The sequence below is a fragment of the Stenotrophomonas sp. YAU14A_MKIMI4_1 genome (assembly GCF_003086855.1).
In the GTDB taxonomy this organism is placed as follows: Bacteria; Pseudomonadota; Gammaproteobacteria; order Xanthomonadales; family Xanthomonadaceae; genus Stenotrophomonas.
Genome location: NZ_CP025998.1, coordinates 2230171 through 2243787 on the forward strand (window position 1 = coordinate 2230171; position 13617 = coordinate 2243787).

The window sequence follows — 13617 nt, forward strand, 5'->3', positions numbered from 1 at the left end:
TGTCCAAAGGAGCTGTGACATGAAACCTGCGCTTATCATCGCCCTGCTGGGGTGGGTCATCGCCGCGAACGCCGCCAACCCGGGCGCCCCGGAAGCCGGTTGGTCGAGGGACCCGGCAAGCGGCTGCCAGTTCCTGCCGCCTCGTTCGCTTCCCTCGGGCCCCACCTACTGGATCGGCGCCTGCCCAAGTGGAAAGGCCGACGGCCTGGGCGTGCTTCGCCGTCGCGATGGCGCGGACGCTGGCGAGGTGTTCTATGGCGAATTGAAGGATGGCGTGCCGGTGATCGGGGTGATCGACACCGCCCGCGGAAACCAGGGCGGGCTGATCGCCGGGCGCTGGAAGGACGGCGACCTGGCGACCCGTGAGGACAGCGTCTGGCAGGACAACACGGACGCCTTCACTGCCGCCAGCAAGGCCGCGCAGGCCGCGAGCGCGGTGTTCAAGGCGCAAAACAATGAGGCATCGGCCCGCTACTACGCGCAGCAGGCGAAGATGCTGGACGAGCAGATGGACCGTTGAACCGTCCGGACATGGAACAGACCGCAATGGAATGGAAATTCGACCAGGCTCCAAACGTGGCGTGCATTACCAGCCAGGCCGTGCTGGATGGCAGCCCGGTACTGGTAGTGACCCACTACAGTGATGACCACTCATGGGCCTTCCTGGACGGGGCGGAGGCTGACCCCGCGCAGGCACGCGTGGTTTCGATGGGATCCATCGTGCGGCTGCACCCGGACGTGGAAGCAGTTGCGGACCTGCTGCCGGGGATGAACGCAGTGCGCTCTGCATCAGGCGCCGCATGGCACAGGGAAGCACACACGTAATACAACGGATACGGATATGGCCGAGAAGAACTACTGGTTTACCCCGAAGCGTTATGGCTGGGGTTGGGGCTGGCCCTGCGCGTGGCAAGGTTGGGTGGTCTACGGCGTGGCCTTCGCATTGCTGGTAGCGGGGCCGTTCCTGTTTTCGCCGTTCAGTCGCCCCCTGGCCTTCATGCTGTACACGTGGGCTGTCTCGCTGGTACTGGTGCTGGTGTGCTGGCTGAAAGGCGCGCCGCCTGGGTGGCGTTGGGGGAAGTAGCTGCGGCTTTCAACGCGGCGCACGACTGATGACGCACGCCGAGCTGCTTGCTTCTTCAACCTACCTGGACTGAAGTTCGCCCAGATCGATTTTCCTGGGGGAGACGCGCCGACTACTGATCGGAACTGCCGCGGATTCAAAGCGGCGGCCATCGGCGCATTCAACCGTGAAGCGATACTGCTTGGGTTCCGGCCCGGCAACAACCATCATCGGGACCGAGAAATGGCTGCCAACGGGCATCGCCGCCACTGCGTCGCCCGAGCCGTCGTGCATGTTCAACTGGCACTGTCGACCGCCATCGTCACCATGCGGTTCTGGCACGCTTCCGGAGACGCGTACGATCAGATCGCCCCCGAATGTTGCGCATCCGGACTGCAATAGCAGGAACACACATGCGGCTATGGTACGCGTCACGGTTGCCATGGCGTCAGTCGAGCAAGCTCGACGCTACGGGTTCGTGGTGCAGGGAGGCTTCCAGCAGGTTCACGTAAGTGTCCAGGCGGGCGCGCTGGATGATCAGCATCCAGCCGATGATGTACAGCAGCACCATCGAAAAGATCAGGACCCCACCTGGCCAGCCCACGTCGAACACGCCTTGCCAGCCATTGGCCTTCCAGCTTCGGTACTGCACGTAGAGCGCAATCAGCAGCGGAAACGGGCCCAGCTTCTGCAGCCCGCCGTAGAGCAGGCCCATGCGCTCACCCATGCTGGCGCGGAGCACAGTGACAAAGCGCAGGCGTTGTTCGCGCTCACGCCGCGGAAAGCGCTGGAGCTCGGCGACGACGGCCTGCCAATGCCCGAACTCGTTGTCCATTTCCTTGGCGTGCGAGAGCCGGGGCTGGATGTACTGGCGGTACTCCCTGCGCGCCATCAGCACACCGCTGATGACAAAACCACCGACCTCCACGGTCAGGCAGACCAGCAGGAACGGCAGCAGCACATTGGCAGGCACCCAGCGGTCCAGCAGCAGCCCGGTGGTCAGCCCCAGTAGCGCCGCACCTGCGCCCACCCGCACCGACCAGCGCTCAACGGCACTGGGCTTGGGGTAGATGCTCTGGCCCGTCAGCCCCTGCACGCGGCGGTAGAGTGCGTGGAAAGTGAGGCCTTCACCGGGAGCTTGCGCAGCAGCCGGTGTGGCGTCCAGGTACTGCGTGTCCATTGCATCGCCCATGCTGTGCTCCTTGCGGGGAGCTGCATGCTAGCGCAGGTGGGCGTGCTGGTGGTTCAGTCGAGCAAGCTCGACTCTACAGACGATGCACGGCCTCGAACACCGGGGTCTGGCCTTCGGTCAGCTCAATGATGCGGCGGCTGACCTGTGGCTGTTCCACCAACGCCAGCAGCGCGGCCGCCACGTCCGCACGCGGAACCTCGCCATAGGCAATGGCCAACCCCGCATGTACCCGCCCCGTACCGGGCGCATCGGTCAGCGTGCCGGGCCGCAGGATCACCCAGTCCAGACTGCTGCTGGCCAGGTGCACATCCGCCGCCTTCTTCACCGCCATGTAGTTTTCGAACGTATCCGACAAGTGCTTGCCGCGACCGGCTTCGGGGAACGCCGACACCAGCAGGAAGCGCGGCACCTGTGCCAGGGTTGCAGCGGCCACGGCCAGTTCCAGGCCGCGCCCGTCGATGGCATCGGTCATGGCCGTGCCGCCCTTGCCGCCTGCGCCGGCCGTGAACACCACCACGTCACTGCCCTGCATCAATGTGGCCAGCGCATCGGCCTGCAGCTGCAGCAGGTCGCCTTGCACGGGCTGCGCGCCCAACGCGGACAGCTCGGGCATCTGTTCGGCGGAACGATGCATGGCCACCACGCGGTGTCCACGCGCCGCCGCCTGCTGCACCAGTGCGCGGCCGACCTTTCCAGCCGCGCCAATCACAAATATCCGGCTCATTGAAGGTCCTCTGCGAAGGCAATGCCACGTAGTGTGCAATGCCAGAATGAAACCAGGCGTGATCACCGCTATGCTGCGCCTTGACCCATCCATCACCGACAAGGAAGCACGAGTGAGAACGTACCATCGCCATACGCCGCTGTTTGCATTGATGATCGCTGGCCTGCTCCCGGCCGCAGCGCAGGCCTCAGCCCGCTGCGAAGTGATTGCCGATTCGATGGCTCGCCATCCTGCAGCGGTGGCCGAACTGAAGTATCCCGCCACTGCCCTTGCACCCGCCCACGAGGCGAAGCTGCGCGTGCAGGTGGCCGCCGATGGCACCGCCAAGGAAGTGGCAGTGGAAAGCCCGCACGATGCGGAGCCGGTGCGTCGTAGCGCACAACAGTGGCGGTACCGCTGCGAAGGTAACCAGGGCGGCACCGCCGAGTGGGTGCTTCCTCTTGCAGCCCAGCACTGCAAGGTGGACCTGACCAGCAAGGCACACAATCCGCCCCGCTATCCGCCCGCCGCATTCCGCGACAACGTGCAGGGCACCGTGCTGCTGGCGCTGCAACCGCAGGGCGATGGCAAGACCGCGCGCCTGGCCTACGTGACCCAGAGCAGCGGTTCACCGCTGTTGGACGATGCAGCGCTGGCCGCAGGCAAGCGCTGGACGTTTGCCTGCGGCACAGGATTCGATGCCTCCGAGCCGGCGCAGGAAGTACCGATCCGTTTCGTGCTGAACTGACGGCAGGTTCGCGACGTGGCAGGGCCGAGCGCGTGCTCGGCCCTGCCCGCTGTACTCAGTATTTCTTTTCCAGGTTCAGCTGCACGCCGTGGTCAGTGTCGCTGCTGCTGCCGAACACGCCGCGGTATTCCAGCCGCAGGCTGAACTCACGCTCGGTCTGCAGCACCGCGCCCAGGCCGAACACGAAACGGTTGGTCTTCAGGCCATCGATCGCGCTGCGATAGAACGGCCCGCCCGGCAGATCGGCGTAGTTCATGATCACCGTACTGTCGTCCTGGAAGTCATGCTGGTATTCCAGCCGCAGCTGCGGCGTCAACGTGCCGACGCTGACCGGTACCCGGTAGTCCATGCGCAGGCCCAGGCTGGCCGTGGTGGTGTCCACGTCCTGGTCCTGGTAGTGCAGCGCATGGATCGGGTCGCCCTGTTCGGTGTAGGCATCGAGCGTGGCCCGGGCCAGATCCAGGCGCGCATACGGGGTCAGCGACAGACGGTCGCGCCGGTAGTCGCCGCCCACCGAAAGTGACGCCAGCCACTGGCTGCCATCCCGCTCGCCCTGCACCATCGCGCCATTGGCCGTCACGTAACGGCGCGAATCGAACGACAGCAACTGGTAGCCCAGCAGGGTGTCCACGAAGAAGTGGTCGCCCGGGTGGTAGCTGCTGTACACGGCCAGGGTGTAGCTCTCGCCCTTGCTGCGGGTATCGTTGTGGCCGACATCGGTGGTATCGCGGCCGTAGCCGATGCCCGCACCGATGGCGAAATCGCTGCTCAGGCGGGTATCGGCACCGGCACTGACACCGCTGGTCTGGAAGTCGAAGCCGGCACTGCCGGAACGACCATCGCGATCACCGTTGTTGATCGAACCGCCCGTCCACAGCGTCAAGCTGCCGCCTTCGCCGCCACGGTTGCGCGGCGCCGCTGCGTTGCCTGCAGTTGCGCCTGCACCTGCTGCCGTGTCATCGGGCATGCCGAGCGGACGGCAGTCGCTGCCCGGCGTACGCCATCCGTCTTCCTGGCAGCGGCGGTCCACGCCGAAGCTCAGCCCGTTCTCGAAGCGTGCGCCCTCCCCGCCCTGATGCAGCCCTTCCATGCGGCGCTGGAAGTTGCCAATCTGGGTGGTGGCGAAGCGACGCGCGGTGGCCGTCTGCGCGCCCAGCAGGCCCATCACTTCGGCATCCTGGGTCGGGTCCGGCCGGCTGATCACATCGAAGGTGACGGTGGCCGGGGCCGAGGTGGTGAACGCATTGGCCAGGGTGAACGTTGCCGTCGCGGTGCCCGAGAACGCCGCGGCCGGGGTGAACGTCAGGCGGTAGCCGGCATTGGCCCCGCTGCCCGAGGCCGCGATGGTGGCGGTGCCGGCATTCGCCGGCGACAGCGAGACCAGCGTCGCCGCGGTGAACGGGCCACCGGTCGCGCCGTTGGTCAGTTCCACCACGACCGGCACGCCCGCATTGGCGGTGAGCCGCTGCGATGCCGCCACCGGCACCGCGTTCACCGTCACCGTGGTGGTGATGGGCGCCGATGCACCGAAGCTGTTATTCAAGGTGTAGACGATGTTCTGCGGGCCAGACGTGGTGGCCAGCGGCGTGTAGGTGATGATCGTGCCGTCCACCGTGGTGGTGCCGGTGGCCGGTGCGGACACCAGGGTGACCCCGGTGAACGGCCCGCCGCTGGCGCCCACGGCTGCATCGATCAGCACGGCCTGGCCGGCCAGTGTGACCACGCCTGCGCGCGGCTGACCCACCGGCACCGGCAGTGCATTGACCGCAATGGCCACGGTCGCGGCGGCCGAACTGCCACCTGGCCCGCTGGCGATGTAGGTGAAACTGTCGGCGCCGAAGTAGTTGGCTGCTGGCGTGTAGACCACATTCAGACCGCTGACGACGGCCGTGCCGTGCGCGGGCGCGCTGGCCACGGCAATCGCCGTGATCACACCCGTGTCATTGCCCGTGACCGGAATGGTGACCGCCTGTTGCGCCAGCGTGGTGGCCGTATCGTCGGTGGCGACCGGCAACGCCTCGCTGATGACGAGGGTGTAGCTCTGGCTGGCGTTGTAGCCGGCATCGTCGGTGGAGCGAAGTACGAACGTGTAGCTGCCGGCGGTGGTGGGGGTGCCACTGAGTACGCCTGCCGAACTTAAGGCGAGACCGGGTGGCAGTGCGCCGGAAACCACTGCGTAGGTGTACGGCGCAATGCCGCCGCTGCTGGTCAGAGTCTGCGAGTAGGCCGTGGCGACCACACCGCCCGGCAGCGTGGCCGGGGCGATGACCACGGTGGCCGGGTCAACCAAGAAGGTGTAGACGCTGTCAGCGGTCTGCCCGTTGCCATCGGTCACCCGCACGGTGATGCTGAAGTTGCCATCCGAACGCGGAATGCCGGTGATGGCCCCCGAGGAATTGAGGGACAGCCCCTGCGGCAGAGCGCCTGTCAGCAGTCCGTAGGTGTACGGCGCGGTGCCGCCGCTGGCAGTGAACTGCGCGCTGTAGGCGAGCGCCGCAGTGCCGTTGGGCAGCGTGGCCGGATCGATGCTGATCGTCGGTGCGCTCACCACGATGGTGTAGTTCTGCTGCAGGTTGAACGGGGCCCCGGTACCGACGGTGGAGTCCGCCGAACGGATCGTGACGTTGTAACTCCCCGGCATCGTCGGGGTACCGGAAAGAACGCCTGCCGAACTGAAACTGACGCCCACCGGCAGTGAACCCGTAACCACTGAATAGCTGTAAGGCGCGGTTCCGCCACTCGTGCCGAAGTTGATGGTGCTGGCGGTCCCGTAAGGCATGAGCAGGTTGCCTGGCGCCGGCGTCATGCTGAGGGTGGGTGCAGCCACCGTGAGCGAAAACCCCTGGCCAACGGTGAACGGCCCGTTGCCAGTGCTGCTGTCGGTGGCGCTGGCATTGAGCGTAAAGGGTCCCGCCGCAGCAGGCGTGCCGCTGACCGTAACGCTGTTTGCCGTCGTTCCGGTGATGCTCAGCCCGGCCGGCAGGCCCGTGACCGTGTAGTTGCTGTAGGGCGCCGCGCCCCCATTCCAGGTGAATGTCTGGCTGTAGCTAGAGCCGACCGTGGCGCTGAACGGACTATTGGCCGAGACGGTAATGGTCGGGTTGCCCACGGTGATCGTCACTGTAGCCGGTGCAGAAGTTCCGGCACTGTTGGTGGCGGTATAGGTGAAGCTGTCCGGGCCGGCGTAGCCGGCGTTGGGTTGGTAGGTCACTGTCGTTCCGCTGGCAATGGCCGTGCCGTGTGCGGGCGCGGTGCCGATTGCCACCGAAGTGGCGGCGCCGCCGGTGAGGTTCAGCGTGATCGGGTTGGAGCCACTGTTGTACGCCACGGCTGCCGAAACAGGATTGGTCACCGGCGGACTGCTGATGACCTGCAGCACGTAACCGCGCGGTGCCGAGTTGTACGGACCGCTGCCGGTGGCGCTGTCCGTTGCGATTACCGCGAAGTTGAAGGTGCCTGCCGCGGTAGGCGAGCCGGAAAGCTGGCCGCCCGCCGAAAGCGTGACACCTGCAGGCAACGCGCCAGCCGAGATTGAATAGGTGTAGGGCGCCACGCCACCGCTGGCGGGGTTGAGCGCGGCACTGTACGCCGTGTTCTGGGTCGCATCGGCCAGGGTGGTAGCCGGAAGATTGACCGTGGGCGGCGCAATGGTCAGCGAATAGGGACGGGAGCCGGTGTACGGACCGGTACCGCCGGAGCTGTCGGTGGCGGTGAGGGTGAAATTGAACGTGCCTCCGGCCGTTGGGGTGCCCGACATTGTGCCGCTGGAGCCCAGGCTGAGTCCGGTAGGGAGGGAGCCAGAGGTAACCGCGTAGCTGTACGTGGGCGTTCCCCCTGTCGCCGTGATGACCTGGCTGTAACTGGCGCCAACCGTACCGTTGGGCAGCGTGCTGGGGTCGACGGCAATCGTCGGCACGTTCACGGTGAGCGTGTACGCACGCGTGCCCTGGAAGCCGCTTGCATCGGTGGCACGTGCGGTGAAGTTGAAGGTGCCTCCCGACGTTGGCGTGCCGCTCACCGCGCCGGTCGTGGTGTTGAGGGTCAGCCCGGGCGGCAAGGTGCCAGCACTGAGGTCAAAGGTATACGGCGCGGTACCGCCACTGCCGGTGAGCGTCTGGTTGTACGCCACCCCGATGGCGGCAACGGTCAACGAGGCCGGGTTGACCACAATGGTGGGCGGCGCCGCCACCACCAACGTGACCGTCTCCACCTCGGCATAGAAGCCGGGGCCGCTGCTGCTGTCGGTCACGCGGATGCCGAAGGTGTAAGTGCCTTGTGCCGTGGGCGTGCCACTGAGCGTATTGCCACTCAGTGACAGACCCGGGGGCAGTACGCCGCTGGCGGCCTCATGGGCCAAGGTGTAGGGCGCCACACCACCACTGGGGGTGAAGCTGACCGAATAGGCCACGCCCTGCCCGGCCGGTGGCGGCGAGGCCGGTGCAAGGCTCAGCACCGGGTTGGCAGTGGTGCCGCTGAACGCACGCGTGCCACTGACGCCGGCGTTGTCCGTTGCGCGCAGGGTGAAGGAGTACGCGCCGCGCTGGGTGGGGGTGCCGCTGAGCGTATTGCCGCCGAGGGCCACACCAGGGGGCAATGCGCCAGCATCGAGGCTGAACGTGTACGGTGCTGTGCCACCGCTGGCACTGAGGGTGCTGCTGAACGCGGTGCCCGCCTGCAGGCTCACGGCCGGGCTGGCATCCAGGGTGATGGCCGCGGCCGGGCCGATGGTGACGGTAACGGCGATGTCGCCACCCGAGTCATCCTGGATGACGAAGGTATCGCTGGTGCCGTTGTCGCCGTTATGGGTGTAGGTCAGCGGCTGCGCATTGACCGTCTGCTGGCCCACGGTGCGGGTGCCATGAGTAGTGGTTGCTGTACCTGCAGAAACACCAAAACCGCCGTGGCAATGGTCGATGTCGATGGTCTGCGAGCCGCTATGGGCCACAGACATGCTCAGCGTTGGGCAGAACGTGGACGGTGCAGCGGCGGCTACCTGCGGCCACGGACCGCAGATGCACAGCAGTGCAATCGCCAGCCAGGAACCGAACCATGAAACCAGGGCATGCGGACGCGCACGCGACGCCCCCACGCTGTGCGCTGAAGAAAGTTGCATGTTCTGCCCCTGTTGGCACTGCACAGGCGCGAACACTCCCAGGCGTCCGTGCCGGTACAGCGAGACCCTACCCCTGTCCGCGGACGCCAGGTCGGTGACCCGGGCCGCACCCCTTTAGAACGGCTGCGCCATATTCAAACAGTATTCCAGGGGTAAAGGGAAGTGCCCCCCTTTCCCGGCTTTCGATATTGCTGCGCATGCACAAAAATTTCACTTGAACCGCCCATGCTGACTGAGCGAGAGTAAATGCGGCCCGGACATGACGTCCGGCCATCACGCTATCGGGGGAATCAAGGCATGACCGAAGTCTTCCTCGGGCAGATAATGCTCACGGGGTTCTCGTTTGCACCCAAAGATTTTGCTCTCTGCAACGGCCAGTTGCTTTCGATTGCACAGAACCAGGCCCTGTTTTCGCTGCTGGGCACGCAGTACGGCGGGAACGGTACGACAAACTTCGCGTTGCCCAACATGCAATCGCGGACGCCGGTCGGCGCCGGGCCGTCGGCCGATCCGGGCTGGAATCCACCGCCGTATCAGCAAGGCCTCGTGGCTGGCGTGGAAAACGTGACACTGATCAGCAACGAAGTGCCCGCGCACACCGCGCAGGCCTACGGCACCACCGCGGCGGGTGCGGTACGCAACCCCACCAACGGTCTGTACGGCAACGACAGCGGACTTCTCTTCGGCCCGGACAACGGCACGTTGGTTCCCCTGCAAGGCGTTGGCACAGGGGGAGGCAGCCAGCCCCACCCGAACCTGCAGCCCTATACGGCGATCAATTTCGTTATCGCAATTCAGGGCATTTACCCCTCGCGCAGCTGACCGCGCCGACGACTGCTCAAGGAGCTTCACATGAGTACCCCTTACGTCGGAGAAATCCGCATGTTCGGCTTTCAGCGCGTGCCCAACGGTTGGTTTACATGCGATGGGTCACTGAAGTCGATCGCCGAGTATGAAGTGCTGTACACGCTGCTGGGCACCACCTACGGTGGCGATGGCATTACCACCTTCGGCGTGCCCGATCTGCGCGGCCGGGTACCGATCCACCAGGGACAAGGCCCAGGACTGAGCCGCTACGTGGTGGGCCAGATGGCAGGCACTGAGCAGGTCACCGTGCTTCCCGTGCAGATGCCTGCGCATGCGCCGCCGCTGATGGCCACCACCGCCCTTGCGACTACCGGCACGGTAGGAAACGGCGTGCTGCCGGCAACGGTGGCGGGCGACAGCGTCTTCGTGAAAGACATCACCGGCGCCAACGCGGCCGTACTGGCCCCCAATGTGATTGTCAGCCAGGGTGGCAATCAAGCGCACGAGAACCAGATGCCCACGCTGACGGTGCAGTTCTGCATTGCCTGGGCGGGCGTTTTCCCGACGCAGGGCTGAACCCCTCTTTGCATCCGACAAGGAATTCACCATGACCGAACCCTTCTTCGGCGAGATCCAGCTGTTCGGCTTCAACTTTGCCCCGCTGAACTGGGCCACCTGCAATGGCACGACGTTGGCCATCCGGCAGAACACTGCTCTGTTTTCACTGCTGGGAACGAGCTACGGCGGCGATGGCGTAAACACATTCAAGTTGCCCAACTTCGTCAATCGCGCGGCTACCAGCCAGGGCCAGGGCCCGGGCCTGACACCGCACAGCATTGGCGAGGCCTTCGGCACCAACGCTGTGGCCCTGACCCAACAGACCGTTCCGGCGCACAGCCATTCGCTGACGCTCTACAACCAGCGCGACAGCAGCAAACGCAATGCGACGCCCGAGGCGGGCAATTACCTCGGCGTGCCTGCTACAGGCATGCCCTTTGTGACCAACGCCACGGCCAATGCGCAGTTCAGCCCGAGAATGATCGGCGCTTCCGGTGGCGGGCAGCCCCATGAGAACCGGCAGCCCTATCTGGCGACCAACTTCTGCATCGCCTTGCAGGGCGTGTTCCCCAGCTTCAGCTGAGCCGATGGCCGCGCCCGCACCGCTCGCCCCGTTTCCGCCAAGCCGCGATGCCTGCCCCACCCTGCCCGCGCTGTTGCTGCAGCGCGGGTATGGCCTGCGGCCGCTGGTTGCCGATGATCTGCCGTGGCTGCGCGAGTTGTATGCCAGCACCCGCGCCGAGGAACTGGCACCGGTGCCTTGGCCGGAAGCGGCCAAGCGGATGTTCCTGGACAGCCAGTTCGCGCTGCAGCACCAGCACTATCTGGCCCACTTCGGCGACTCGCACTTTCTGGCCATCGAGCACGATGGTGCCGCCGTGGGGCGCTACTACCTGCAGTGCGGGGCGTCGCACGACCTGATCGTGGATATCAGCCTGTTCCCCGCCGAGCGCCGTCGCGGTGTTGCCACGGCGTTGATCGCGCACAGCCAGCACGAAGCCGGCCTGCGCGGCAGCGACATGCAACTGCACGTGGACGGTGCCAATCCAGCCGCGCTGCGCCTCTACCAGCGTCTTGGTTTCGTGGGGGTCGAGCAGCAAGGCACGCATCTGCTGATGCGCTGGCAGCGCGCCTGCGCGCAGCAGACCGGCAAGATCAGTTGAATACAGCCTGATAAAGGAACCCGGCCTGTTCACGGGCGATGGGCACCAGGAAGATACCGACCTCGCCTACGTCCGGGTGGCGCATGGGATAGATTTGCTGCGGAAACAGGAACGCCGACGCGTTACGGAACAACAGCGAGAACGGCGCACGTGCGGCGCCCGGCATCGCGCGCGATGCATCCAGGGCGCGGGCTTCCACCAGCACGAACGGCACTTCGCCGTCATTGATGACGGCCGAGAAGGTCTGATCGACGTGGCGGGCGAAATGATCGAGCGTCAGCAGTTCCATTGCAGGGTTCCCCAAGGCCGACCTGCATGGTGGGCTGCGCCAGCGCCGGATGCAAGCGCGCCGCGCGGCGCGCCTGCCACCGGATGACGTGCCCGCTTACTTGGCGCCGGCGTGGCGTTCGCCTTCGCCGTTCTGCGCTGCACTCCCGCGGCTCTGCGCGAACTCGGGGAAGGTTTCGGCAATGGATGCCTTGTCCGGCAGCACGTAGAACACGCCGCCCTTTTCGAAGGTGGACTTCACCACCTCGTCGTAGAACATCGGCGAGACATTGATGCAGCCGTGGGTCACGCGATTGTCGTCGGGCGTAGCCGACGCCAGGCGCTCAGCGCGCTTTTCCTTCGACGTGCCCTTGGGCATGGGATGGATCGAGACCGCAGATTCGTAATCGACCCACAGCACGCGGCCGGCATCGATGGACGGCCCGAAGCCGCCGATGAAACGGCCCGCCGGCGTGGTGCGGTCGCGGCCGGGAATCTCGCGCAGGGCCAGGCCCGCTACGCCGGGGGCGATGTGGTCACCCTTGGCCGAGCCGAACAATGCCGGCGCTGCGCCTCGCAGCTTGCCATCGCCACCAAACACCAGGATCTGTGCGGCCGCCTTGTCCATGATCGCAAACGGATAGCCTTGGCTGTCCTTGCTGGCCACCACCCAACCGGCCAGTTCAATCACCGTGTCGGACACGCTCTGGCCTTCGGGCAGTTCATCAACCGCCGAAGACGGTGCCGGTGGCGTGCCGTTCTTCGCGCTCGCCACACCGGTGCCGGCAAGCGTCAACGCCAGGGCCATGGCCAGCGCAGCGCGCAGCGGCCGGTTTGCAGGGTTGGGGAACATAGGGATGGCACGACTCCTTGCTGCGTGTACTACGGGGTGGACACCGGTGGCCCGCGAAGGCCACCGGTGTCCGGGTCAAACAGTACGGGTACTGCGTGGGGGAGCGATCACCCGCGCGGGGTACGGCGCGGTGCCGATTCAAGCTGCTGTACGCGGCCTTCGATCTGATCCAGGCGCTGGTTGGCCTGCTGTGCCGACTGGTTGGCCGACTCGGCGCTCTGGGCTGCGCCCTGCACCTTCACATCAAGCGCGTCGAGACGCGAATTGATGGTTGCGAATTCGTCCTTGTAGGTGGCGCAACCACTGAGAGCGGCGGCGGCGAGGATGGCTACACCGAGCGTGCGGGCCAAGGTCTTGTGTTGCTGGTTCAGGAACATTGCACTCCCTCCTTCGTCTGGGGAAGCCCGAATATAGCGACCTTTTCGGCAGTTGACCGAGCGCCTTTCAGCTACGGTTGGACGAGGTGGAGGGGGTGTGAAGAAATGTGAAATGGCGTGTAAATGTTCATGGTCCAGAGGCTGTTCAAACGCCGGCTGTAATGGCCGCTATTGCTGCGGCCAGCGTTCCTTGTAGCCAAAGCGCACGCGGTTTTCTGCTGCCTTCACGCACGTTGGGGCGAGGTCTGCCCTATTCAGCCGTCATGTCGGTCATCGGCACCCTACGCGCGGCGCAGTTCAATTGCCGCCAGCGCGTACCACGCGAACGCGGGCAGTGCCGCCAGCCGCTGGGTCAGCCCACGGTAGGCGGCAGGATCGAACCCGCACACCATCATCCACAGGTACAGCACGCCAATAAGCGAAATGCCGCGCGAGGCAAGACGCAGCCACGCCGCCCCCCCCCCCCCCCCCCCCCCCCCCCACCCAGCAAACGCAACATCAAACACACCGCACACACCACTCAACAGAAAACCGCAAGGACGACATAGCGCACACCACTCCAGGTGCAAAGATAAGGTTCGGACCAACGCAATTCCGTGCTGACCCAATGGCTGCACCACTACAACTGGCACCGTCCCCATATGGGGATCGGCGGCCAGCCACCTATCTCCAGAGTGCCGCTGAATAACGTAGTGGGTTTACACAACTAACAGTCGACTCTACCCCGTCGTTGCTACCCCGTCGCTGCCACGCAGTCGCCGCGATCTCGTTGC

16 protein-coding genes and 1 pseudogene are annotated in these 13617 nt (G+C 65.5%); 9 read left to right on the forward strand and 8 right to left on the reverse strand.

All coding sequences use genetic code 11. From position 1 onward, the window contains the following. The first annotated feature begins 19 nt into the window (after window positions 1–19). Genes C1931_RS10285 through C1931_RS10295 form a run of 3 tightly spaced genes read left to right on the forward strand, consistent with a single transcriptional unit; the run spans window position 20 to window position 1084 of the window. A complete protein-coding gene (locus C1931_RS10285; RefSeq protein WP_108756246.1) occupies window positions 20–520 on the forward strand; it encodes a hypothetical protein in 501 nt (166 codons plus the stop codon). Window positions 521–531: 11 nt separating this feature from the next. Further along, entirely contained in the window at window positions 532–825 is a 294-nt protein-coding gene (locus tag C1931_RS10290; RefSeq protein WP_108756247.1) for a hypothetical protein, read from the forward strand. 16 nt (window positions 826–841) lie between these two features. Next, entirely contained in the window at window positions 842–1084 is a 243-nt protein-coding gene (locus C1931_RS10295) for a hypothetical protein (protein WP_108756248.1), read from the forward strand. Between the two features lie 60 nt (window positions 1085–1144). On the opposite strand, the gene C1931_RS20285 is transcribed toward C1931_RS10295, so the two are convergent. The 3 genes from C1931_RS20285 to C1931_RS10310 all read right to left on the reverse strand — a co-directional run bounded on the left by C1931_RS20285 (window position 1145) and on the right by C1931_RS10310 (window position 2979). Then, window positions 1145–1507, reverse strand: coding sequence for a hypothetical protein (locus tag C1931_RS20285; RefSeq protein ID WP_159095472.1), 363 nt, complete (start codon window positions 1505–1507; stop codon window positions 1145–1147). A 4-nt stretch (window positions 1508–1511) separates the two neighbouring features. Next, entirely contained in the window at window positions 1512–2255 is a 744-nt protein-coding gene (locus C1931_RS10305) for a hypothetical protein (RefSeq protein WP_234412637.1), read from the reverse strand. Window positions 2256–2328: 73 nt separating this feature from the next. Then, a complete protein-coding gene (locus C1931_RS10310; protein ID WP_108756250.1) occupies window positions 2329–2979 on the reverse strand; it encodes an NAD(P)-binding oxidoreductase in 651 nt (216 codons plus the stop codon). A 112-nt stretch (window positions 2980–3091) separates the two neighbouring features. On the opposite strand from C1931_RS10310, the gene C1931_RS10315 reads away from it, so the two are divergent. Next, entirely contained in the window at window positions 3092–3706 is a 615-nt protein-coding gene (locus C1931_RS10315) for an energy transducer TonB (protein WP_159093590.1), read from the forward strand. A gap of 55 nt (window positions 3707–3761) precedes the next feature. On the opposite strand, the gene C1931_RS10320 is transcribed toward C1931_RS10315, so the two are convergent. Beyond that, on the reverse strand, window positions 3762–8657 hold the full coding sequence (locus C1931_RS10320; protein WP_159095473.1) for a putative Ig domain-containing protein: 4896 nt from the start codon (window positions 8655–8657) through the stop codon (window positions 3762–3764). Between the two features lie 459 nt (window positions 8658–9116). Here C1931_RS10320 and C1931_RS10325 point away from each other — a divergent pair, with 459 nt between their 5' ends. The 4 genes from C1931_RS10325 to C1931_RS10340 are packed head-to-tail and all read left to right on the forward strand — an operon-like array spanning window position 9117 to window position 11347. Continuing rightward, window positions 9117–9641, forward strand: a complete 525-nt coding sequence (locus C1931_RS10325) for a tail fiber protein (RefSeq protein ID WP_108756252.1) — start codon at window positions 9117–9119, stop codon at window positions 9639–9641. Window positions 9642–9671: 30 nt separating this feature from the next. Then, on the forward strand, window positions 9672–10202 hold the full coding sequence (locus C1931_RS10330) for a tail fiber protein (RefSeq protein ID WP_108756253.1): 531 nt from the start codon (window positions 9672–9674) through the stop codon (window positions 10200–10202). Between the two features lie 31 nt (window positions 10203–10233). Continuing rightward, entirely contained in the window at window positions 10234–10767 is a 534-nt protein-coding gene (locus tag C1931_RS10335) for a tail fiber protein (RefSeq protein ID WP_108756254.1), read from the forward strand. A 4-nt stretch (window positions 10768–10771) separates the two neighbouring features. After that, window positions 10772–11347 (forward strand): GNAT family N-acetyltransferase, encoded by a 576-nt coding sequence (locus tag C1931_RS10340; protein ID WP_108756255.1) that lies wholly within the window; start codon window positions 10772–10774, stop codon window positions 11345–11347. On the opposite strand, the gene C1931_RS10345 is transcribed toward C1931_RS10340, so the two are convergent. From C1931_RS10345 to C1931_RS20600, 4 genes are all read right to left on the reverse strand, one after another. Then, entirely contained in the window at window positions 11340–11636 is a 297-nt protein-coding gene (locus tag C1931_RS10345) for a hypothetical protein (RefSeq protein WP_108756256.1), read from the reverse strand. The two genes, C1931_RS10340 and C1931_RS10345, sit on opposite strands and share 8 nt — an antisense overlap. Window positions 11637–11732: 96 nt before the next feature. Continuing rightward, entirely contained in the window at window positions 11733–12416 is a 684-nt protein-coding gene (locus C1931_RS10350; RefSeq protein WP_108757729.1) for a hypothetical protein, read from the reverse strand. 158 nt (window positions 12417–12574) lie between these two features. Beyond that, window positions 12575–12844, reverse strand: coding sequence for a hypothetical protein (locus tag C1931_RS10355; protein ID WP_108749682.1), 270 nt, complete (start codon window positions 12842–12844; stop codon window positions 12575–12577). Window positions 12845–13125: 281 nt separating this feature from the next. Then, a complete protein-coding gene (locus tag C1931_RS20600; RefSeq protein WP_267895968.1) occupies window positions 13126–13254 on the reverse strand; it encodes a hypothetical protein in 129 nt (42 codons plus the stop codon). Window positions 13255–13422: 168 nt separating this feature from the next. Between C1931_RS20600 and C1931_RS10360 the strand changes: the two are divergent. Then, window positions 13423–13554, forward strand: a pseudogene (locus tag C1931_RS10360) (integrase core domain-containing protein); the annotation flags it as partial. Window positions 13555–13617 lie beyond the last annotated feature (63 nt).

Bases quoted from the DNA above. Each gene is read 5' to 3' on its own strand.
- C1931_RS10285 (WP_108756246.1), top strand. From the start codon at position 20: ATGAAACCTGCGCTTATCATCGCCCTGCTGGGGTGGGTCATCGCCGCG.
- C1931_RS10290 (WP_108756247.1), top strand. From the start codon at position 532: ATGGAACAGACCGCAATGGAATGGAAATTCGACCAGGCTCCAAACGTG.
- C1931_RS10295 (WP_108756248.1), top strand. From the start codon at position 842: ATGGCCGAGAAGAACTACTGGTTTACCCCGAAGCGTTATGGCTGGGGT.
- C1931_RS20285 (WP_159095472.1), bottom strand. From the start codon at position 1,507: ATGGCAACCGTGACGCGTACCATAGCCGCATGTGTGTTCCTGCTATTG.
- C1931_RS10305 (WP_234412637.1), bottom strand. From the start codon at position 2,255: ATGGGCGATGCAATGGACACGCAGTACCTGGACGCCACACCGGCTGCT.
- C1931_RS10310 (WP_108756250.1), bottom strand. From the start codon at position 2,979: ATGAGCCGGATATTTGTGATTGGCGCGGCTGGAAAGGTCGGCCGCGCA.
- C1931_RS10320 (WP_159095473.1), bottom strand. From the start codon at position 8,657: ATGTCTGTGGCCCATAGCGGCTCGCAGACCATCGACATCGACCATTGC.
- C1931_RS10325 (WP_108756252.1), top strand. From the start codon at position 9,117: ATGACCGAAGTCTTCCTCGGGCAGATAATGCTCACGGGGTTCTCGTTT.
- C1931_RS10330 (WP_108756253.1), top strand. From the start codon at position 9,672: ATGAGTACCCCTTACGTCGGAGAAATCCGCATGTTCGGCTTTCAGCGC.
- C1931_RS10335 (WP_108756254.1), top strand. From the start codon at position 10,234: ATGACCGAACCCTTCTTCGGCGAGATCCAGCTGTTCGGCTTCAACTTT.
- C1931_RS10340 (WP_108756255.1), top strand. From the start codon at position 10,772: ATGGCCGCGCCCGCACCGCTCGCCCCGTTTCCGCCAAGCCGCGATGCC.
- C1931_RS10345 (WP_108756256.1), bottom strand. From the start codon at position 11,636: ATGGAACTGCTGACGCTCGATCATTTCGCCCGCCACGTCGATCAGACC.
- C1931_RS10355 (WP_108749682.1), bottom strand. From the start codon at position 12,844: ATGTTCCTGAACCAGCAACACAAGACCTTGGCCCGCACGCTCGGTGTA.